This window comes from Pedobacter gandavensis (genome assembly GCF_032677645.1).
GTDB classification, from domain to species: domain Bacteria; phylum Bacteroidota; class Bacteroidia; order Sphingobacteriales; family Sphingobacteriaceae; genus Pedobacter; species Pedobacter gandavensis_A.
This window is the reverse complement of the sequence record NZ_JAVTSB010000004.1, coordinates 206954-229571: the sequence shown is the minus strand read 5'-3', so window position 1 is coordinate 229571 and position 22618 is coordinate 206954. Positions and strand designations below refer to the sequence as shown.

The 22618-nt window shown below is 40.9% G+C and carries 15 protein-coding genes; all 15 read left to right on the top strand.

Translation table 11 applies throughout. The features are described from left to right. Positions 1 to 12: 12 nt before the first annotated feature. Positions 13 to 843 carry an alpha/beta hydrolase gene (locus R2Q66_RS08680; RefSeq protein WP_316747912.1) on the top strand — a complete coding sequence of 277 codons (831 nt, stop codon included), beginning with the start codon at positions 13 to 15 and terminating at the stop codon, positions 841 to 843. Positions 844 to 849: 6 nt separating this feature from the next. Next, complete coding sequence (locus R2Q66_RS08675; RefSeq protein WP_316747910.1) at positions 850 to 1347, top strand: GNAT family N-acetyltransferase; 498 nt, start codon at positions 850 to 852, stop codon at positions 1345 to 1347. 108 nt (positions 1348 to 1455) lie between these two features. Continuing rightward, complete coding sequence (locus R2Q66_RS08670) at positions 1456 to 2715, top strand: aminotransferase class I/II-fold pyridoxal phosphate-dependent enzyme (RefSeq protein WP_316747908.1); 1260 nt, start codon at positions 1456 to 1458, stop codon at positions 2713 to 2715. Between the two features lie 10 nt (positions 2716 to 2725). Further along, a complete protein-coding gene (locus R2Q66_RS08665) occupies positions 2726 to 3367 on the top strand; it encodes a TetR/AcrR family transcriptional regulator (protein WP_316747906.1) in 642 nt (213 codons plus the stop codon). 165 nt (positions 3368 to 3532) lie between these two features. Further along, on the top strand, positions 3533 to 4102 hold the full coding sequence (locus R2Q66_RS08660) for an RNA polymerase sigma-70 factor (RefSeq protein ID WP_316747904.1): 570 nt from the start codon (positions 3533 to 3535) through the stop codon (positions 4100 to 4102). A gap of 86 nt (positions 4103 to 4188) precedes the next feature. Then, positions 4189 to 5376, top strand: coding sequence for a FecR family protein (locus R2Q66_RS08655; RefSeq protein WP_316747902.1), 1188 nt, complete (start codon positions 4189 to 4191; stop codon positions 5374 to 5376). A 347-nt stretch (positions 5377 to 5723) separates the two neighbouring features. Beyond that, on the top strand, positions 5724 to 9284 hold the full coding sequence (locus R2Q66_RS08650) for a SusC/RagA family TonB-linked outer membrane protein (RefSeq protein ID WP_316747900.1): 3561 nt from the start codon (positions 5724 to 5726) through the stop codon (positions 9282 to 9284). 10 nt (positions 9285 to 9294) lie between these two features. Next, the gene (locus R2Q66_RS08645; protein WP_316747898.1) at positions 9295 to 10857 is read left to right on the top strand and encodes a RagB/SusD family nutrient uptake outer membrane protein; all 1563 of its coding nucleotides are present in this window, start codon (positions 9295 to 9297) and stop codon (positions 10855 to 10857) included. A gap of 22 nt (positions 10858 to 10879) precedes the next feature. Next, on the top strand, positions 10880 to 11857 hold the full coding sequence (locus R2Q66_RS08640; RefSeq protein WP_316747896.1) for a hypothetical protein: 978 nt from the start codon (positions 10880 to 10882) through the stop codon (positions 11855 to 11857). Beyond that, complete coding sequence (locus tag R2Q66_RS08635; RefSeq protein ID WP_316747894.1) at positions 11857 to 12849, top strand: TlpA disulfide reductase family protein; 993 nt, start codon at positions 11857 to 11859, stop codon at positions 12847 to 12849. Before R2Q66_RS08640 ends, R2Q66_RS08635 begins: the two co-directional genes overlap by 1 nt. Before the next feature lie 4 nt (positions 12850 to 12853). Further along, positions 12854 to 13996: an aspartyl protease family protein gene (locus R2Q66_RS08630; RefSeq protein WP_316747892.1), complete on the top strand. Its 1143-nt coding sequence runs from the start codon at positions 12854 to 12856 to the stop codon at positions 13994 to 13996. Positions 13997 to 14165: 169 nt separating this feature from the next. Beyond that, positions 14166 to 15887 (top strand): S8 family serine peptidase, encoded by a 1722-nt coding sequence (locus R2Q66_RS08625; protein WP_316747891.1) that lies wholly within the window; start codon positions 14166 to 14168, stop codon positions 15885 to 15887. Between the two features lie 26 nt (positions 15888 to 15913). Then, the gene (locus R2Q66_RS08620; RefSeq protein ID WP_316747889.1) at positions 15914 to 16948 is read left to right on the top strand and encodes a thioredoxin family protein; all 1035 of its coding nucleotides are present in this window, start codon (positions 15914 to 15916) and stop codon (positions 16946 to 16948) included. 224 nt (positions 16949 to 17172) lie between these two features. Continuing rightward, entirely contained in the window at positions 17173 to 18777 is a 1605-nt protein-coding gene (locus tag R2Q66_RS08615) for a response regulator (protein WP_316747887.1), read from the top strand. A gap of 119 nt (positions 18778 to 18896) precedes the next feature. After that, entirely contained in the window at positions 18897 to 22616 is a 3720-nt protein-coding gene (locus R2Q66_RS08610) for a hypothetical protein (protein ID WP_316747885.1), read from the top strand. Positions 22617 to 22618: the final 2 nt, after the last annotated feature.

Here is a 22618-nt window from a genome sequence, read left to right as displayed (position 1 = left end):
ATCCACCTAACTATGAAATATTTATTCTTCTTATTGCTACCAGGGCTGTTGACCTTAACACAGGCCAGCGCGCAACAAGTTCAAATCCCTCAAAAAATGGAAAGTAAGCTCTTTTCTATTGGCAGGACAGAAATCATTAAATCAAATATCTTAGGAGAAAGCAGAACACTGAATATTTATCTGCCGGAAGGTTATCATCCGGATTCCGCAAAAACTTACCCGGTAATTTACCTGCTGGATGGTTCTGCGAATGAAGATTTTATCCATGTTGCCGGACTGGTTCAGTTTTTAACCCTGACAGAAACCATGCCTGCGGCAATTGTTGTCGGCATCGGAAATGTAGATCGAAAAAGAGATTACACCTTCCCGACAACCAACGTAAAAGACAAAAAAGATTATCCTACTACCGGGCAATCTGCAAAGTTTATCAGTTTCCTCGGAAAAGAGCTTCAACCTTATATCGCAAAAAACTATAAAACTAACTGGATGAACACCCTGTCTGGTCAGAGTTTAGGCGCTTTGCTGGCAACAGAAATCCTGCTAAAAGAACCTTCACTATTCAACCAATACCTGATTGTGAGTCCGAGTTTATGGTGGGACGACGAATCCTTACTTGCTAAAGCACCGGAGCTATTGAAATCATTACCTGCACAAAAAATCAAAGTTTATGTGGCAGTAGGTAAAGAAGGCGCGGTCATGGAAGGTGATGCTAAAAAGCTAACAGAAATCTTAATAACTACCAATCTGGAAGTTCATTTTGCGTTTTTCCCGGACGGAAACCATTCGAATGTATTACATAACGCGTTGTACAAAGGCTTTGAGTTGTTTAACCCGAAAAAATAATTCTATATGAAGACGACTATCTTTACGACCAATCTATTTCTGGATCAGTTGACTTTAACTGATGCGCCATTTATGCTGGAATTGGTGAATACACCAGGCTGGAAGCAATTTATTGGCGATCGGAATGTCCATGATTTAGAGGATGCCCTGATGTATACTCAAAAAATCATCGACAATCCGGAGGTAATCTACTTCGTGTTAAAGCTCAATACGGCTAAAACACAGGTTGGTGTGTTGAGCCTGATCAAAAGAGAGTATTTACCACACCATGATATCGGCTTTGCCATTCTGCCGGAATATACCGGAAAAGGTTATGCTTATGAAGCGGCATCGGCCTTGCTAAAAGCCCCGGAAATTCTTAAGGCACACTCCCACATATTGGCCAGTAGTTTGACAGACAATGTGCGTTCCATCCGTCTTTTGGAGAAGTTAGGGATGGTATATGAAAAAGAATTTATCATTGAGGGGGAGTTGCTCAGGCTATATCGCTTAACGCTGGATTAAATCATCTATATTTTTGTAATTTCCTTTAATTTATTTCTATAAATAAAAGTTTCAGGATCATTTTTAACGAAAATTGATTGTAGTTTTGTGATTAGGATTTAATCTTTTATGAAGGGTATTGATTTTGAAAAAGCAAGTTTCAAGGATTTTGAGAATATTCCAGCGCTGGATGCTATTGCAAGAGCTAAAGAGTTTCAGCTTTTTCTGGATCATCTAAAAAATAAAGGACATTTAAATTATCGGATAGAATCCGTTACGGGCTGCGGTCCGGAAATGGACTTGCTACTTCCCGGGAAAAGTACTCCTCAGCGCTGTGCTTGTTTTGTATCTAACGACTACCTGGGGCTTACGCAGCATCCAGGGATAAAGACAGCGTTGAAAGATGCCATAGACAAATTTGGTAGCGGGGCAGGTGCTTCTCCGGCAATAGGTGGGCATTTTAGTTACCATCAGGATTTGGAAGATCGTATTGCTAAGTTTTTCAAAAGAAAAAGTGCAATTTTATACACAACCGGCTATACTGCAAACAGTGCTACTTTACAATGTCTCTTAAAAAAGGAAGATATGGCAATTGTGGATATGGCGGTTCATGCCAGTGTATATGAAGGATGCCAGTTGACCAATGTGAAAACTTTTTTGCATAACAATATGGATTCTTTGGAACAGGCACTAAAATATGCCCAACATAATTACCGGACAAAAATGGTGATTATTGATGGGGTATATTCACAGGATGGTGATCTTGCTTTGTTGGATAAAATTGCTGAATTAACGCATCTCTATGGCGCATATCTTGTTGTTGATGATGCTCATGGAACCGGGGTAGTTGGTAAAACCGGTAGGGGAGCCATAGAAGAATACGATCTTTTTGATAAGGTGGATATTATTACGGGAACCTTTAGCAAGGCTTTTGCCCATATCGGAGGATATGTGGTTGCAGACACCGAACTAATTAATTTCTTAAAATATCAATCGAAACAGCATCTTTTCTCGACTACTGCAACGCCAACTACTTTAGGCATCTTGAAAGCCATGGATATCCTGGACGAGGAACCCATCTGGAAAGATCAACTTTGGGAAAATGTTAACTATCTGAAAAACGGATTGCTGGGGATGGGTTTTGATATAGGTACCACAGCTTCCGCAATTATCCCTGTCAAAATAGGTGACATCGGGAAAACCCTGGAAGCAGGGAAATTATTATTAGATGCGGGCGTATACGCCAACCCGATTATGTACCCTGCGGTATCAAAAAAGAACGCCAGGGTAAGATTAAATATCATGGCAACACATACTAAAGCGCATTTGGATCTTGTACTCAATGCATTTGAAAGTGTTGATCAGAAACTTTCTATTTCTAAACCATAAACTTATTGAAATGACACTCAACTATAAAAATGTCTCCGGCCATGTGAAAAATAAGAATGAAACGATGCAAAGACTTGTTGATGCAGTTGGTTCAATTATCAAGAAAAAGGGCTACAAAGGACTAGGCCTTAATGTTGTGGCCAAGGAAGCGGAAGTAAGTAAGGTTTTGATTTATCGTTATTTTGGGGGCTTGGATCAATTGGTAGAAGCTTATGTGCTGAAAAATGATTACTGGATCGCAAAGGCTGGAGAAGTGAAAATCGAAACGGAAGGAAAAACAGATCGTGAATCCCTGAAAGAATTGGTTGTAAATCTGCTCAAAGGGCATTACGAGTATTTTAATACCCATGAAGAAATGCGTTCCATCATTTTATGGGAAGTCACTGAAAAGAATAACATACTCAATAGTGTTTGTCAATTGAGGGAGGAAGTAGGAAGCTTACTCATAGAAAAAGCCGAACCGCTATTTGCCGGAAGCAAAAAGAGTATCAAAGCCATTACCGCCATATTGGTTAGTGGTATCTATTATATGATATTGCACGCTAAAAAGAATGAATCCACTATTTGTGGGATAGATGTAAATTCTAAGGATGGTGAGCAGGAAATAATGGAAAGTATAGAACAAATAGTGGATTGGGCATTTGCTGTTTAATCTTTTGTTGACTAAATATTTGCCTTTCGGGCAAGTCGTATGACGTTCTGATGAAGATGTTTATAATGAACTGCTATTTTTTAATAGTGTTAGTTTTAAGATAAAATCCTTAGTATTGCTTTGCAATTTTCTTAAATTGCTTATCAATCAGGATTAACGGTATACATGTCGAACTTTAAGGTCGTTGGCGAAACGCAGCTTCTCGGAATGATAAAGGAAGGGAATTACGCTGCTTTCGATGAACTGTATACGCGGCAATGGAGCACCCTTTATGGGATGGCCTATAATATCCTGAGAGATCATGATAGCAGTAAGGATATTGTTCAGGACATCTTCATCTGGTTTTGGGAACACCGTGAACAATGGGTTTTAACTTCCTCCAAAGGTTATTTGTTAACTGCAGTACGGTTTAAAACCGCCAATTATATTCGCGCAAATAAGGCGAGGGAAGCGTTTTATAAGGTTAGTTTTGATCAGACTATTGCCGCTATGGATGAATCCTTGTTGCTGGAGGCCAAAGAATTGGAATCTTTTGTTCATCAGGTTACTGCCGAACTCCCTGAACGTTGCCGGGAAATCTTTTCCATGAGCCGCTTTCAACAGCTTTCCAATAAAGAGATCGCTGATCAATTGAATATTTCCGAGAAAACAGTAGAGGGCCATATCACCACGGCCCTAAAAAAACTCAGAGAAAAACTACGTAATGGTAGCTTTGTTTTGTTTTTATTGTACTGATAATCAATATTTTGTATTTTTATTCAAATTTAGGCAAGGGCTAGCCCCCCCTTCAAGTGCTTTACATTTAATTAGCCTAAAATGTAATGCAAAAAGAAGAAATCATCAGCATCGCCACCAAAGTCTCCGAAGGAACCGCAACGAGAGCAGAAATGGCAGCTTATATCTATCACCTGGATCAGGTCATCACTGAACATCCGGACTGGGAGGCTCTGCCTGAGGAAGAGCGCGAACAGATCGGTTTTGAGATGAGGTCCTTCATTCGTGAGGACATACAAGGTTTTAAACCAATCGTTCTCCAACCTTCCCGTTCTATCTGGCCTCGAATTGCGGTGGCAGCTTCTATCCTTATGGTTTGCTTCGCAGGACTTTGGATTTATAAGCAGGAGCAGGATAATTATAAAAACAGATTTCTGGCCAACGACCTTGGTCCCGGTAAAAACAGCGCTATATTAACACTGACCAATGGCAGAAAAATTAAACTGTCCGATCAGTTGAATGGCGAGCTCGCAAAAGAAGCAGGGATCAAAATTTCTAAAACAACGGATGGCCAGTTGCTATATGAACTTCAGCCATCATCAGCTACCGGCAAAATCAGTACACCGGTTTATCATACACTTACTACTTCGAATGGAGAAACCTATCAGCTGCGTTTGCCAGATGGGACCTTAGTTGTACTTAATGCCGCTTCAAGTTTGACCTTTGCGACTGCCCCGGATGAGCGCGGAGCGCGCAAGGTCAGCCTGAGTGGCGAAGGCTATTTCGAAGTTTTTAAAGACAAACAACATCCCTTTATTGTGAAATCGGGTACGCAGGAGGTAAAAGTCCTGGGTACCCATTTTAACATCAACAGTTATAAAGATGATGGCAACATCAAAACAACACTGGTGGAAGGCATAATTGGTGTTTCTGCCATTGCCCCAAATGCTGATAAAAGTAGCATAGCGAAGCTTACCATTTTAAAACCAGATCAGGAAGCTGTTTTTAATGGCAAAGACTTCAAAGTAAAGACCGTTGATCCTGAATTTGCGCTCGCCTGGAAAAATGGAAAGTTTGTATTTCAGGATGAACGCTTAGAGCTGATCATGAAACAGATTTCCCGCTGGTACAATGTTAAAGTGGAATATGAAGATGAAGATGAAGCCTTGAAAGACATTGCGATTGGCGGATCGATATCGCGTTTCAGCAAGTTGTCCAAAGTACTGAGCAAACTGGAATTAACCGGACTTGCAAAGTTTAAGCTGGAAGCTAATAAAATAATTGTGCTTAAATAAATACTAGAAAAATAACCGACCTAAACCAAACCAACCAAACCATGACAGTCTATCAAAAAAATCCCTAATCTTTCTGTGTAAAGCAGCAGCTGCTTTAACAGGATCAATCAGTTTGCAAATAAAATTTCCAGCAATAAAAAAGGACTCCGGGTTGTGACCGGAGCCCTTGAATCCTGATTAATCAAAAAATATTGCGTGTAACAAAATTCAAGAAACTAAACAGTATCCAAATGTATAAAATTTATACTAAGAATTTTTACTGGCCTATAAGCCGGTTATTAACCAGAATATTTATGACAGTAGGGGGTGTCCTCCGGCTTAATAAATCTTTTAAAAGACAGCTAATTATGGGGATGAACTTTACCTCTGTTTTACTTATTGTAACCATGATGCAGGTGAGTGCTGCTGGTTTTGCGCAAAAAATAACTTTTGTGCAAAAGGACGCCTCCTTACAACAGCTCTTTAAAGTAATCAAAAAACAAGCAGGTTATGACGTGTTATGGCCTTCAAAATCGATTAAAACGGCTAAAACATTTAATGCCAGTTTTAATAACACAGACCTGAAAGAGGTGCTGAATAAAACATTTGAAAATCAGTCGTTTGAGTATGTTATCGAAGATAAGGTGATTGTGATCAAAGAAAAAGACAAGTCTTTATTAGACCGGATTATCGATCGCTTCAATCAGATTGAAGTTACAGGTAAAGTGATTGATGAGAATGGGAAACCCCTGATTAAAGCTACAGTAAAGAGCAAAAAGGGAAAACGTATCACTTTCACCGATGCTTATGGTGATTTTAAACTGGCAAATGTGGATGACAACGATGTGTTGCTGGTTTCTTTTCTGGGTTACGAAACGAAGGAAGTGCCGGTAGAAAAAAACATGGGTAGTATTCAACTCCTGGAATCTGCCGGAAAATTAGATGAGGTCGTGATTTCCAATGGGTATCAGGATATTAAAAAAGCCATGATGACTGGTTCTTTAGCCAGAGTTAAAGCAGAGGATCTGGTCATTAATGGAACCAACACGATTGAACAACTATTGCAGGGGAAACTTGCCGGCATGCAGGTGGTCAATAATTCGGGTATGGTTGGGACCAAACAAACGGTTAGAGTCCGGGGAACATCTACCTTATTGGGTAATCAGGAACCGGTTTGGGTAGTCGATGGAATTATTCAGGAAGATCCCTTACCCTTTAAAGCTACGGAATTAAATAACTGGAACACCGGGGCTACCACTTCTGACGGATTAAAGCAGTTTATCGGCTCTGCCATTTCCTGGTTAAACCCTTATGATATTGAGGATGTAACCGTATTAAAAGATGCGGCATCTACTGCTATTTATGGTGTAAAAGCAGCCAATGGAGTGATCCTGATCAATACTAAAAGAGGGAAACCAGGCAGCACGCCGCAAATCAGTTACAATAACAGTTTTTCATTTGAAAATAAACTGAGTTATGATCAACTAAACCTGATGAACTCGCAGCAAAGAATCGACGTTTCCAGAGAAATTTATGAAAGAGGTTTGCTATCCAACAAAAATAGCTGGGATAATATAGGTTATCAAGGTTTGTTAAATCAGTATTTGACGAATAAACTACCTTATGAAGCGTTTAATGCTGGCGTTAAACAACTGGAATTAAACAATACAGATTGGTTGGATCTTTTGTTTCAAACGCCTTTAAGTCAGAACCACAATATCAGTATTGGTGGTGGTGGTCCTACAAACTCCTATTATGGTTCCTTTGGTTACAATAATAAAGTTGGACAGGCCAAAGGAAATAGTCAGGATAGTTACAATGGAAGTGTGAATTTTACCAGTATAGTGAACAGTAAACTGACCGTTGGGGTACGTTTATCTGGTGCTTACGCGACTACTAATGGTTTTTACGACCTGGATGCTACGCCTTATGCGTATGCCACGAAAACAAACAGGGCTATACCGGCTTTCAATCAGGATGGTTCTTTGGCCTATTATATGAAGGGAAATGGTGTTTTTAAGTATAATTATTTAAACGAGCAGGCGCATACCGGCAATTATAATTACAAAACCAATTTAAATTCAGCAATAAATATCAAATATCAATTGCCTTTAGGATTCCGTTTTGAATCTACTTTAGGATTAGGCTATACCAATACCCATGGTGAAGCTTATGCCGATCAATTTACGAATTTAATGACCTATAAAAGAGGTTATGAATATGGTGATTTTGGGCCAACCACACCTGAGTATAAAGCTTCAAATTTGCCAAATGGAGGTGTGTTGGAACAGTTAGAGAGCAGAAATCTGAATTATACCTTTAGAAATGGTTTGAGTTACCAGAAAACAATTGCTAAAAAACATTTTGTTTCTGGTATGGTTGGATTTGAAATGAGGAGTAACCAATATGCCGGGTCCAGCAATAAGGCCTATGGATATTTACCTGATCGTGGGAAAGTATTTATGAATCCTCCCGCTACCAACATCAATTCGACTTTTGGAACTATAGTAGCGAATCCAATTTATACTGCAGAAACTTTAAATACAATTACAGATAGAAAAGCGAATTATGTAGCCTATTACCTGACAGGAGCCTATAGTTACGATTCTAAATATGTATTTAACCTAAGTATTAGAGGTGATGCATCCAACCGTTTTGGTCAGGATACTCGTTCGCGCTTTAGTCCGGTTTGGGCAATTGGTGCCAAATGGAACGTGGCCAGAGAAAGCTGGTTTGAACGTACGGAATGGTTTAATGATTTTAGCATTCGTGCTACCTACGGTTACCAGGGGAATGTGGCAGAAAATTACGGTCCTGATTTAGTGGCAAGGATGCCTTCAGCAAATGATGGGATCAATTCAATGACAGGCGAGCCGATTCTTAAAATCAGCGCTTTACCTTACACTGATTTGCGCATGGAAAAAACGCAGACGGTCAATCTGGGTTTTGACCTGAGCTTTTTCTCCAACCGGATTTCTGCCAGTGTGGATTACTACAATAAGAAAAGTAAAGACCTGATTGTTCTGAAAGATGTGCCTTATGAGTATGGGGTATTACAAATGCCGGTAAATAGTGGTGATTTGGAGAACTCAGGATTGGATGTAGCCATTAATTTTGTACCCGTTAGGAACAAAAATCTGACCTGGAATATCTCCATAAATACGGGTTACAACCACAATAAAGTAACGAGCAAGTTGTTGCCAAATGGCAGTTGGTATAATGCCGTGTCTGGAACCTACAATGTAGCAGGCTATCCGGTTTCTTCTTTCTGGATTTTTGATTATACCGGACTTAATGAAGCAGGAAGACCAACCTTTAACATACCGGTGAATGCAGACAGCAGACAGGATGCTACTGCTTATATGATTTATGGTGGAAAGCTCAATGCAGATTTTACCGGTGGTTTTAGCACCAGTGTCAGGTATAAGCGATTTACAGTCTCCACTAATTTGTATGTGTCCTTAGGTGGAAAGAAAATATTACCAAATCTTTATTCACCTGATATTGCCAACAATACGCCTAATGAGTTCAGTAACCTAAGTGCTGAACTTGTGAACCGCTGGCGAAAACCTGGAGATGAATTGATTGCCGGCATGCTGCCTGGTATACCATCTTACTATGCCGGGGCAGGGGGGAGTCTGGTTATTCCCGGAGAATCAACCCCTTATTTTCCCTATACCTTTTACAATTATACTGCAAGTAGGGTAGTCAATGCCTCTTATCTCCGTGTGAATAACATCAATGTGAATTATTCTTTGCCTGATCATATCAGCAAGCGTTTTTTAAGTAAGAACACCACATTTGGTTATTCATTAAGTAACCCATTTACCTTGGTGAGTAAAGATTATAAAGGAATAGATCCGGAAGTTGCTTCCGGAGGGCAGCCTTTACCGCGTACTCACGTTTTCTCTTTATCAGTCACTTTCTAAATTATTAAACATGAAACGTCTATTATATATACTTACTGTGCTTGTGCTGTTCACAAATAGCAGCTGTAAAAAATTTCTGGCGGAAAGCAGTCAGGATGAAGTGAAACCTGGAAATTTATCCGATTTAACTTCGCTGATGTCCGGGGATGGCTATCCTTATCAAACCAATTTGAGTTTCGTAATCAATTACATAACCGACGACATCTCCTGTCAAGGTGGACAGGGCCAGGAGCGCTATATCCCTATCGTTAAAAAGATAAAAAGTGCATTTGGCTGGAATAAAACGATGTCTGAGGATTTGATTTTAACAGGGGGCATTACTAGCGTTAGCTCTATTAATTCCTGGCAAATCCTCTATAAGCAGATCGCAGGATGCAATGTGATTTTGGAATATATTAGCAAAGTGTCGGGACCGGAAACGGAGAAACAAAATTTGCGCGGTCAGGCTTTAGCGATGCGGGCCTATTATTATTTTATTCTGGTAAATATGTATGCCAGACCTTATAATGACCCTGCTTCCAATCCGGAAACCAATCCTGGTGTGCCCCTGAAACTAGATATGTCTGTGTCAGATCAGTTTTATGCCCGCAATACCGTTGCTGAAGTTTATGCTCAAATGGAAAAAGACTTCCTGGAGGCGGCATTGCTCATGAGGAACAATCCTAAAAACAATGGTATTTATAAAATGAGCGAACAGGCCGCTTATGCCATGTTGTCCAGAGTTTATTTATATGAAGAACAATGGGATAAAACCATTGAGTATGCGGATAAAGCATTGGCTATAAAATCAAATTTAGCACAGTTGAGTTCTTTTACTGCGGCTGGAGGTATTTATGCCTGGAATAATACTTTCACTAATACTAACTTAAATAGGATTTATGACCCGGCAAAAAGTAATGAGATCATCTGGGCTTATGAGCCTAACCTTGCTGCAGATAAGGAAGTTTTTGTGTCTTCTTTAAGCCCGGCAGTAAGTGTTGTTCTAGATCCTCCTTATTCGCCATCTGCTGAATTGATGAATTTGTATGAAACTCGCCCGGTAAAAGATAATGAGTTCTACCTGGCTGATTTGAGGGCAAGATTATATTACGAAGGCATTTTTCTGAGTTTTATACCAAACCCTCCCGGATTACCAATTCCTAATTTTAAAGTCTATTGCGGATCTAAAGGCGGTGGCGGGCTCAGGATTGCCGAACTTTATTTAAACCGTGCAGAAGCCAATATCCGTAAAGCTCTAACCGCTGGGGGTGCTGGATTTCCTGCTGCATTGAATGACCTCAACAAGTTGAGAGCTTCCAGATATGATACCAGACAGCCATATATTCCTGTAAATATTACGGATGGTGCGGCCTTACTTGATTTTTATAAAGATGAGCGTAGAAGGGAACTGGCTTTCGAAGGCCACCGTTGGTTTGACCTGAGAAGGTATGGGATGCCCGCCATCTCTCATCACTATGAAGAGATTCCAGGATCCGGAGAAATTTTTACACTGGAAAAAGGGGATAGCAGATATACTTTGCAAATCCCTGTGGTTGTGATGAAACGCAACCCATTACTGGTTCAAAATCAATAATTTTTATTTAGCTATAACTCATATGAAACCTATATTTTCTCCTGACAGGCGTATATACGCCATAGCTTTACTTTTCATCGGATGCTCTTTTTTGATGGCTTGTAAAAAAGAAAGGGAAGTCATCATACCAACTGAAACTCCTGAAAAAACCTGGAAATTGCCACAAGGTGATCATCCTTTTGATCAACGCATTCAGTCCTATTATGATAGATTTGGCACCTTTTTATTGTATAAGTTTACCGACCAGGATGTTTACTGGAATATCGGAACCAATACTCAGAATTACAGAACTGTACCAGCAGATGAAACCTATATCCCACAGCAACTGGACCTGTTGGACCAGATCTTTTTCATCAACTACCAGGATTCGACCCTCAGAAAATACCTGCCCATTAAAATGTTTTTATGCAGCTCACTTAGAGTAGGTACCACAAAACCTGAAGTAAACGCCTTTTTAATGGGAACTAATGAAACGGGCACCATTACTGGAATCGCAATGGGTGGATATCAAAGCTTTGCCGTAAATTGGGGAAGGAAGGCCGTTTTAACGATTAAAACTCCGATAGACAGTGTAACCATCTTTAAGAATGATGTGAATTATAGTTTCTTAAAAATGGGAAACATTACAGGGAAGATGGGAAAATCTGCAGATTTTCTAACCAGCTCTGATTATACGACGGTTTTACCGGCAACACCAGCAGTACCAACTGCAGGTACTCCGGTAGTGGAGCGTTATAAAAGAGGTTTTATCGGAGTGGGGACAACCATTCCAACACCTAATACAGACTGGTATGCCTATTTGCGCGCCATCACTTCTACCCCTTACACCGATTTAACAAATAATACGACACCGATTACGGATGCCACGTATAAGGGAATGCTCAATGGGCTGAAAGATCCTAATGGATTGATTAAGAAGAAGTATAATCTGATGATCAACTTTTATAAAACACAATACAATATTGATTTGCAGGCGATAGGTAACTGGAGGGCTAATTAATGAGGAATTTACTTTTCAGCATCGCCCTGGTTTTATGTTTGACGAAAGCGAGTGCTGCTACGACCTCTATGGTCATTAAGGGCGATATCAGAACGGAGAAAACAGTGGAGATTTTTTTGAAAACTTTATCGGGAGCATTATTGGGTACTGCCACAATTGATGAGAAATCCGGAGTATTTCAAATAGATATTCCTGCGTTTAGCCCGGATTTATATCAGATTATAATCGGTAAAACGATAGAAAAGGTCTATCTAACTAACGAAACTGTGACGATTAAGGGGTATTATGATGTAGCTGATCCTAAAAATACGGCGCTGGATTTTCAGGGTATTGACCGCCATTTGGCTTTGGCCGTTTTTCTTCCGGAAAAAAGAGAAGAACAGCGGAAAGTTAACCCGGATAGTTTTACAGGGTTAAATGCAGGAGAACTCTGTGCCCTGGCGTGTCTTTTCAATAATGATAAATATGATTTTAATGCCGCAATTCTGGAAAAGGTAGGCTCAGGTCCAGCTATATCAGCAGCGCAGCAATGGCTGCTTAATCGGGTAGACAGTTTAAAGCTACACCGTAAAGGAGTTCCTGCACCCGATTTCTCCTTACCCGATGATCGCGGCAAGCTGACTTCTTTAAAAGATTTACGCGGAAAAATAACGGTATTGGATTTCTGGGCCTCTTGGTGTGGTCCCTGTAGAAAAGCAATGACGGAGTTCAAAACCTTTTACGATGATTTTAAAGCTGAGGTACAGTTTGTCAGTATTTCTCTGGATGATGATCCAGCCAAATACCAGCAAGGACTGGCTGATATGCAAATCCCATGGATGAAGTTATGGGACAAGCGTGGTTTCTATAAATCGGATCTCAATGGGAAATATGGTTTTAAAATGATCCCTTATTGTGTGATTCTAGATGAAAATGGTGTTATTCTGGAAAGAGATATTCAAAGTGCAGCAGCCTTAAAAATGGCTCTGGAAAAATTAACTAAAAGCAAATAATTCAATGAAAGGATATATAGTTCTGCTTTGCAGTATGGTGTTTAACATTAGCATTGGTCTGGCACAGGTTTTTAACGCCAGTTTACCATATCATGTAACCGGGGGTAAAATGGTGGTGAGTTTTATGGTTGATGGCAATGCCGTTCCCTTTATTTTTGATACTGGTGGGCAGACTTCCATCAGCTCCGCCTTGAAAACATCATTGGGCTTAAAAGCGATTACCAGCAGGGTGATCACTGACGTTAACAATAGTAAAGTAAATTTGGAGTTGGTTCAGATTCCTACCATTGCAACGCCGGATGGCAAAGCCGTGTTTAGCAAGGTCGATGCCATGGTGATTGACAATGAGGTTTTCGCTTGTTTTGATGGTGCTGTTGGACTAATGGGTAGTGATATGTTTAAAAATTGCAGCATTGAAATTGATGATAAAAGTAAGACCATCCACATTACAAATGAAGGTAAGCTGTCTTTAAATGGCAGAAAACAGGTTTATGAATTTACGCCAACTAGTAGAGGGATGCCGGTTTTTTCCATGAACACTGGTAGTTACACGGATATTGAGGTGTTGTTTGATTCGGGTGCTTCCTCTGCATTGTTATTGAAATCTGATGATTTTAGGAAATTGCTTGGAGGAAATGAAGTTTCTATCGTTAAAACTGGCAAAGCCATCGGTTCAATTGGTGTCAATGGATTCGGTCCGCCGGGAAACAGATACAAGATTAATATGCCGGAATTTAAAATCGGTACCCAGAAGTTTCTGAACTATAAAACAGGATCAGCCAATTCCCCGGTTTCTTTACTCGGACTTCATTTGCTGGACTATGGTAAAGTAACCATTGATTATATCAATAAGCTGTTCTATTTCGAGCCCTACCAAACAGAGTCTATTACGGATAATGATAAAAACTGGGACATTGATCTGTTTGTAAGGGACCAAAAACTAATAGTCGCCGCAATATGGGATGATATAAAAACGGACATAAAACTTGGGGATCAGGTAACTCATATCAATGGGAAAGCAGTAGCGGATTTAAGTCTTTGTGAAAGCATGACCAAAGGAATACCGGAGCTGAAAAATAACACAGTTCTGGAACTTACTGTAAAAACTGCCGAAGGCATAAAAAAGGTTACCATCAGGAAAACCTAAGCTCAAACTAATCGCAATAGCGGATAAAAAAACAGCAAATAGCATTTTGCAGGGAGTTGCTATGCTTAAGAAATACGCAGCGCTCAACTGTACAGGGCCGGGAGAGATCCCGGTTTCTGTTCTCTTATCAGAACAAAAAGACCTCAATTAACTATTAAAACGAACCAAAATGAAGAAAATAACTGTTGTATTTAGTGCAATCCTATGTGTTGCCGCATTTCATGTAAATGCGCAACTGGTAAAACAAAGCCCTAAACAAAAAATGCTGGACTGGCAATTCTCCGCTTTTGATAAGGACGGAGTTTATGGCGCGGAAATCAATAAAGCTTATGATTTTTTAAAGGGCAAACAGCCTAAAAAGAAACCCATTATCGCGATGGTAGGCTATGGCCTGGATGTACAACATGAAGATTTGAAACATCAACTCTGGACCAATCCTGCCGATAAGACGGACGGCATTGACAACGATAAAAATGGATTGGTAGATGATGTGAATGGCTGGAATTTCTTAGGAAATGCAAATGGTGATGTATTGAATAAAACCAATAAAGTTGCCGACAGGGAGTTTATGAGGCTTAAAGGTAAGTATTTGGGTATCTGGTTTACCGGTAAAGAATATGTGCGTTTTGATGAGGTAAAGGATCAGCCGGTGGTGGTTCCAAAGCCAGCCAATGTAGCTGAATTTCAATATTTCAGAAAACAAATTTTAACAGCTTCAAGTATTGGTGCCGCCTATATGCAAGCCGATGTATACACATTAATGAAATATTATCTATTTCATGATTTCAATACCGCAATGGAAGCAAAACACCCTGATTTAACAAAGGTGGATGGAGCTGATTTTGCGAAAATAGCACGTAATTACCCGGCAAATGTAGATTCAGTGAAGTATTACGCTGCTCAATTTCTGACGCTTGGAATGACTTTTAGAATGCCTGTAGCAGGAGTAAAAGCGCCATTGATGTCTTTTGCGAAGTATAAGGAGTTCTTTATGACGAAATACCCGCAGTATAGGGAGAAATATGAAACTGAATTACGTAAGGTAACCGATAACCGAAGTGTTGTTGGTGATGACCAAAACAATATCAATCAAAAGAACTATGGTAATCCTGATGTTTTTAGCAATAGTGCATTTTATGGGACTACTGCTGCGGGGGTAATTGTAGCCCAAAGAAATAACGATCTGGGGATAAATGGCATTGTAGACGCCCAGTTAATGCCTTTAAAAGTATACCCTAAAGATGGTGAGCCATTTTACAAGGACATTGCGCTAGCGATTCGCTATGCTGCGGACCATAAAGCGGACGTCATTGTATTGGGAATGCCTAATGCTATTTGTCCGGAAGTAGAAGCTAAATGGATGAGCGATGCCTTGGTTTATGCGGAGAAAAAAGGAGTATTGGTGATTGCTCCGGTTTGGGATATGTCTGAAGATCTAGCTGAAAAGATGTATTATCCAAATCGTCATGTAAGTTTTGCTAAAGACCTGGGTAATTTCATATCAGTTGCCGCTTCCGATGAAAAGGGGAATCCGGTTAAAGCAACCAATTATAGTAAAACAGAGTTGGATCTGTATGCACCTGGTGTGAATATTTCAACTACTTATTTAGGTAGCACTTATCGCATTAGCACAGGCTCTTTAGTGGCAGCATCAGTTGCGGCAGGCGTGGCAGGATTGATCAAGTCTTATTATCCAAACCTCACAGGCACTCAGCTGAGAACCTTGATGCTGAACAATGTAACCACCAGGGCAGGTGTAGAAGTAGAGAAAACTATAAAAAAGGGGCGTGGTTCGGTAACGGATTTATATCTGTTAAAGGATTTAAGTATCTCCGGAGGGATTGTGAATGCTTACCAGGCGGTAAAGGCTGCGGCTGTTTTAAGTAAATAAACCTATTAAAATTAGAGTAATAAATCATGGATATTAAAAATGTACGCGCGGCTTTCTGCCTGCTTCTGCTTCTTTCGACAGTGAGGGTTTTTGGTCAGAATAAATTTGAAGAGGTATTGCCTTATCAGGATAAAGATGGTTATTTGATAATACAGGCCAATGTGGGGGGGAGAGAAGGGCAGTTTCTTCTAGATGCTAAAGGCGGAATTTTATTGACGGAGGCTGCCGCTAAGTCAAGGAACCTGCAAGTTGATGCAAATGGGAAAGCGAGCGCCCAGGGATTTTTTATAGGGAAGAACCTATACCATAAATCTGTTCCGCTAAAGGTGGTGACCGGGAGCGATTTGTTTAGTAAAATGGGCGTGGAGGGTGTGATTGGCTTCAATGCTTTTACAAATTGTGTACTCAGCATCAATACTAAAAATAGTACCATCATTGTTTCCGGACCTTATCGTCCGCTTTACATGAAAATTGAGAATCGTGGGGCCTTACAGCTAAAAGATAACAGTATAATTCTGGATATGATCAAGAATGGAAAAACTACAAATGTGCCTGTTGAGATCTTTCCTATGCCTGCCAATTCTTTTCTGAAAAAGGGATTACTGTCTGTAGATTTAGAAAGGGGTAAATACTATTTGCAGGCCTTTTCGGCTGAGGATAGTCAAGCGGTAGCCTTTAAAAAGGAAGAAGTTGTGATTGTTCCCGGAAAGGTAAATGAGGTAGACCGAAACTATTTTTTGAGCAACATTTACGATTACAGGTCTGGTAAGGAATGGAAAACAATTGGTGATAAACCGGTAGTGGTCGATTTCTGGGCTTCCTGGTGTGGCCCTTGTCTGCGGATGATGCCAATTATGGAAGAGCTGGCCGCAAAGTATAAAGACAAGATTATCTTTTATAAGGTGAACGTAGATAAAGAAGGTGAGTTAAGAGATAATTTCAATGCAATTGCTATTCCGCTGGTGTTTTTTGCACCTGTCACTGGAACGGTTTTCAGAGATGTCGGCGCAGATAGTAAGGAGAAGGTGGAAGAGCGGTTGAAGGCAATATTGAATAAATAAGGGCGAAATGTAGGATTTCAGTGTTTAATGATTTCTGAATTTATGATAAAAAAGGGTTGGAGTTATTGCTCCAACCCTTTTTTATGGGCTTGGTTTTTCTTCCGGTAATTTGAAGATATATTTTGTATCAATTTGGTACTTATGTAGTTCTGTGTTGTATTTGGTCTGTTACACGATTTGAATAAATAGAGTTTTGTAACCAAGCTTGAAAACCAAATAGCTGTATGGAGAAGATTAACATTCTTTTAGTGGATGACAGACAGGGGAACCTCATCGCATTAGAAAGCCTGGTAAAACGGGATGACGTAAATATATTCAGTACCACTTCTCCTCATGAAGGACTTCGCATGGCGCTGGAGTTGGACATTGCCATTGCAATGGTTGATGTAAAGATGCCGGAGATAGATGGTTTTGAATTTGTTAATCTGTTGAAGAGTAATCTACAAACGAAAGATATACTGGTCATTTTCGTGACCGCAATGTTTAAAGACACAAAGCATTTAGTGAGGGGTTTAAATCTAGGGGCTGTGGATTATCTCTACAAGCCCCTTAATCCACTGGTCACCGCTGCTAAAGTAGATTCCTTTATTCAGATTGTACGCCATCAGCAGAACATCCGGAAAAAGAATAAAGAGTTGCAGGCATTCCAGAAAGAGCTGGTCAGGGCAAAAGAAGAGGCCGAAAGAAGTAAAAGTTTAAAGGAGAATTTTCTGGCCAATATGAGTCATGAACTTCGCACGCCAATTAATGGGATCATTGGACTGACGAAGCTGCTCCATGACACGAATTTAACCGAAGATCAAAGAGAAATGATTCGGTTGCTGGCACTTTCTTCCAGTTCTTTATTGGGTGTTGTGAACGATATTCTTGATCTTTCCAAGATTGAGGCGGGTAAGTTTAAGATCGTTAAATCTCAAACAGCGCTGTTGCAAAATTGTAATTCCATACTCAATCTATTGAAAATTGAAGCTAAGGAAAAGGGTTTGGAGCTCTTACTGGAATTTGATGAAGAATTGCCGGATTTTGTCATGGCAGATTCATTGAGGCTGAATCAGATTCTGATTAACCTGGTGGCTAATGCGATTAAGTTTACACTTTTCGGGGCGGTAATTTTAAAGGTTATCCTTTGTGCTCAGAAAGGAAATAATGTCCAGATTAAGTTTTCTGTATGTGATACGGGGATTGGGATTTCAAAAGAAAACCTTGAAAAGATCTTTGATACTTTCGAGCAGGGTGATGCACAAACAACTGTCGATTGTGAGGGAATAGGCTTGGGTCTTTCTCTGGTTAAAGAATTGGTGAAGCTCAAAGGGGGGGAGTTAGAAGCCAAAAGTACGGCCCATGTAGGCAGTTGTTTTTCCTATACTAACTGGTATAAAATCGCAAAACCGAGGGTAAAAAAGACCTTCGTTGACTTTGAAGAACTGGGCTGCCTGAAAAATGCAAGAATCCTCATTGCCGAAGATAATATCATCAATGCATTTGTGATTAAAAGGATATTCAAACAATGGGATATTGATTATAAAATTGTCGGAAATGGAGCTGAAGTCCTCGATGAGCTGAGATCCGGAGATTATCAATTGATTCTGATGGATACTTTCATGCCGGTAATGAATGGCTTGGAAGCAACCCGTTTAATCAGAGCCGGTGATGTGCCGGGGAAAGAAAATATTCCTATTATTTCATTTTCTTCATCTGTACTTGATGCCGATAAAAATGCCGCTTTGTCTGCCGGAGCAAATGATGTGGTCAGTAAACCTTTCGATGTTGACGTTTTGTATCGAAAGATCAATCGATTTCTTTCTGTAGGAAATTATGTAAGGGTATAATTCTTCTGTTTTTCTCTTCTTTCCGTATTCCTGAAAATAAATGGAGTCGGCTTAGTACTAATTGATTACCGTGTTGTATTGGGGTTAATATCATAAAAATCTATCTTATTATTTTACCAATGAAAAAACATTTACTATTAAGTTTTTCGGTCATGTTGTTTGCAATCGCGGCATCTGGTCAGCAAAAAGTTAAAGATGGTACGACTACAGGAGGCAATTTGCCGAATAAGGATGCTATTCTTGAACTTGAAAGCTCAAATAAGGGCATACTTCATACAAGGGTTCCCTTGAAAGCAACCACAAATTCATTCCCATTAACTGCGCACGTTGCAGGTATGATGGTTTATAATACCGCCACGGCAGGTGATGTACTTCCTGGGATTTACTATAATGATGGGACGAAATGGGTTTTTGTAAAAGGAGATCCCGGAGTAATTAAAATTGAAAATCATCCTGGAGAAACAGGAATTCCGGGTATTCCCGGACAACCGGGAGGTACCGGACCAGGAGTAACGATTGTAACTAATCAGGATGGTACCTGGATCTATAATCCAACCACAAATACCTGGACAAATATTAGCGGTCCGAAAGGAGCTAATGGTAAAGATGGGTTGTCAATTATCGGTGAAACTGGTGCCCCTGGTGCAACAACACCTGGAAAAGAGGGTGATACTTATGTAGACAACAGCACAGGTAATGTGTATGTGAAAGAAGGAGATAACTGGACAGTAACGGGTAATATCAAAGGTCCGAAAGGGGATAATGGTACAAATGGAATTGATGGTAAATCAATTACCGGCGGAAATGGTCCTGCTGGTCCGGCGACTCCGGGGAAGGATGGTGATTCCTATGTGGATAATAGCACAGGTGATGTGTATGTAAAACAAGGAGATAACTGGACTGTAACGGGTAATATCAAAGGGCCTAAAGGTGACGATGGTAAAGACGGAATTGATGGTAAATCTATTACTGGCGGAAATGGCCCTGCTGGTCCTGCAACTCCAGGTAAAGATGGCGATACCTATGTAGATAACAGCACTGGTGATGTGTATGTGAAACAAGGTGATAACTGGACAGTAACGGGTAATATCAAAGGGCCTAAAGGTGACGATGGTAAAGACGGAATTGATGGTAAATCTATTACTGGCGGAAATGGCCCTGCTGGTCCTGCAACTCCAGGTAAAGATGGCGATACCTATGTAGATAACAGCACAGGTGATGTGTATGTGAAACAAGGAGATAACTGGACGATAACTGGTAATATCAAAGGCCCGAAAGGAGATAACGGTAAAGATGGGTTGTCGATTACTGGCGGAAACGGTCCTGCTGGTCCTGCAACTCCAGGTAAAGATGGTGATACCTATGTAGATAACAGCACTGGTGATGTGTATGTAAAACAAGGAGATAACTGGACGGTAACTGGTAATATCAAAGGGCCTAAAGGTGACGATGGTAAAGACGGAATTGATGGTAAATCTATTACTGGCGGAAATGGTCCTGCTGGTCCAGCAACTCCAGGGAAAGATGGCGATACTTATGTAGATAACAGCACAGGTGATGTGTATGTGAAACAAGGAGATAACTGGACTGTAACTGGTAATATCAAAGGGCCTAAAGGTGACGATGGTAAAGACGGAATTGATGGTAAATCAATTACTGGCGGAAATGGCCCTGCTGGTCCTGCAACTCCAGGGAAAGACGGCGATACGTATGTAGATAACAGCACAGGTGATGTGTATGTGAAACAAGGAGATAACTGGACTGTAACGGGTAATATCAAAGGGCCTAAAGGTGACGATGGTAAAGACGGAATTGATGGTAAATCAATTACTGGCGGAAACGGGCCTGCTGGTCCTGCAACTCCAGGGAAAGATGGCGATACTTATGTAGATAACAGCACTGGTGATGTGTATGTAAAACAGGGAGATAACTGGACGGTAACTGGTAATATCAAAGGGCCTAAAGGTGATGATGGTACAGGAGGTGTTTCTGGCCCAGCTGGTCCAATCGGACCTTTGGGACCACAAGGTTTACAAGGTGCTACAGGTTCTGCGGGTGCAACTGGACCAATTGGTTTGACCGGGGATACTGGAGCAGCAGGTGCAACTGGCGCTATCGGTCCAATCGGGCCTCTGGGACCACAAGGTTTACAAGGTGCTACAGGTTCTACGGGTGCAACTGGTCCAATTGGTTTGACCGGGGATACTGGAGCAGCAGGTGCAACTGGCGCTATCGGTCCAATCGGACCTTTGGGACCACAAGGATTACAAGGTGCAACCGGTTCTACTGGTGCAACTGGTCCAATTGGTTTGACCGGTAATACTGGAGCAGCAGGTGCAACTGGCGCTATTGGTCCAATCGGACCTTTGGGACCACAAGGATTACAGGGTGCAACCGGTTCTACTGGTGCAGCTGGTCCAATTGGTTTGACCGGGGATACTGGAGCAGCAGGTGCAACTGGCGCTATCGGTCCAATCGGACCTTTGGGACCACAAGGATTACAAGGTGCAACAGGTTCTACGGGTGCAACTGGTCCAATTGGTTTGACCGGGGATACTGGAGCAGCAGGTGCTACTGGTGCTATTGGTCCAATCGGACCTTTGGGACCACAAGGTTTACAAGGTGCTACAGGTTCTGCGGGTGCAACTGGACCAATTGGTTTGACCGGTAATACTGGAGCAGCAGGTGCAACTGGCGCTATCGGTCCAATAGGTCCAATCGGACCTTTGGGACCACAAGGTTTACAAGGTGCAACAGGTTCTACTGGTGCAACTGGTCCAACCGGCTTGACTGGTAATACTGGAGCAGCAGGTGCAACTGGCGCTATTGGTCCAATCGGGCCTCTAGGACCACAAGGTTTACAAGGTGCTACAGGTTCTGCGGGTGCAACCGGTCCAATTGGTTTGACCGGGGATACTGGAGCAGCAGGTGCTACTGGCGGTATCGGTCCAATCGGACCTTTGGGACCACAAGGTATTCAAGGTAATGTAGGTGCTCAGGGGATTGCTGGTGCTAAAGGAGCCGATGGTATTGGTGGTGTCACTGCAGGAAGTACTTACATCACAGTTACAGGTGCTGGAACTGTTGCCAGCAACTATGTAGTCACTGCCAACACGGTACATGATTTAGTCAACAATGGGACAAACACGCTAACTTCTACAGTTAATGGTGTTGCAAAACCGGCTGCGATAGTAAACACTGTGGCAAACAATCTTACTGGTACTAGTTTAATTACTACAGTTAATGGGGTTCCTTCAACAGCGGTCGACTTAACCGGTTTAAAAATCGAACCATGGCAAGTTCAGGGAGGTACAATTCAAGCCAGTACTAATATTCAAAATATTTACCAAAATGGAAGTGTTGCCATTGGGCTTGCGAGCGGAGGGACCATCCCAACCTTTGTTGTTGGCGGTACAACGATCAACCCAAAACTCCATATCACAGGTGATGTAGTTACAACAAGTAAATTCTGGACTACCAATAGTGTTTATGCGGATTATGTATTTGAGAAATACTACGATGGCATTTCAAAAATTGATGCGAATTACAAATTCAAATCATTAACAGAGGTCGAAGCTTTTATCAAAGCAAACAAACACCTACCAGGAGTAACCTCAATTAATGGGACTAATAAAACTAAGAACGGTTATACTTTCGATATCACAGAATTGACCATCCAATCTTTAGAAAAACTAGAAGAACTATTCTTACATGTGATTGAGCAGGAAAAGAAAATCGAGCTGAAGAATAAAGAAGTGGAAGCATTGAAACAAGATGCCAAATCAATGAAAGCGCGATTGGAGAAATTAGAACAATTAATATTAAAGGATCACAAATAATC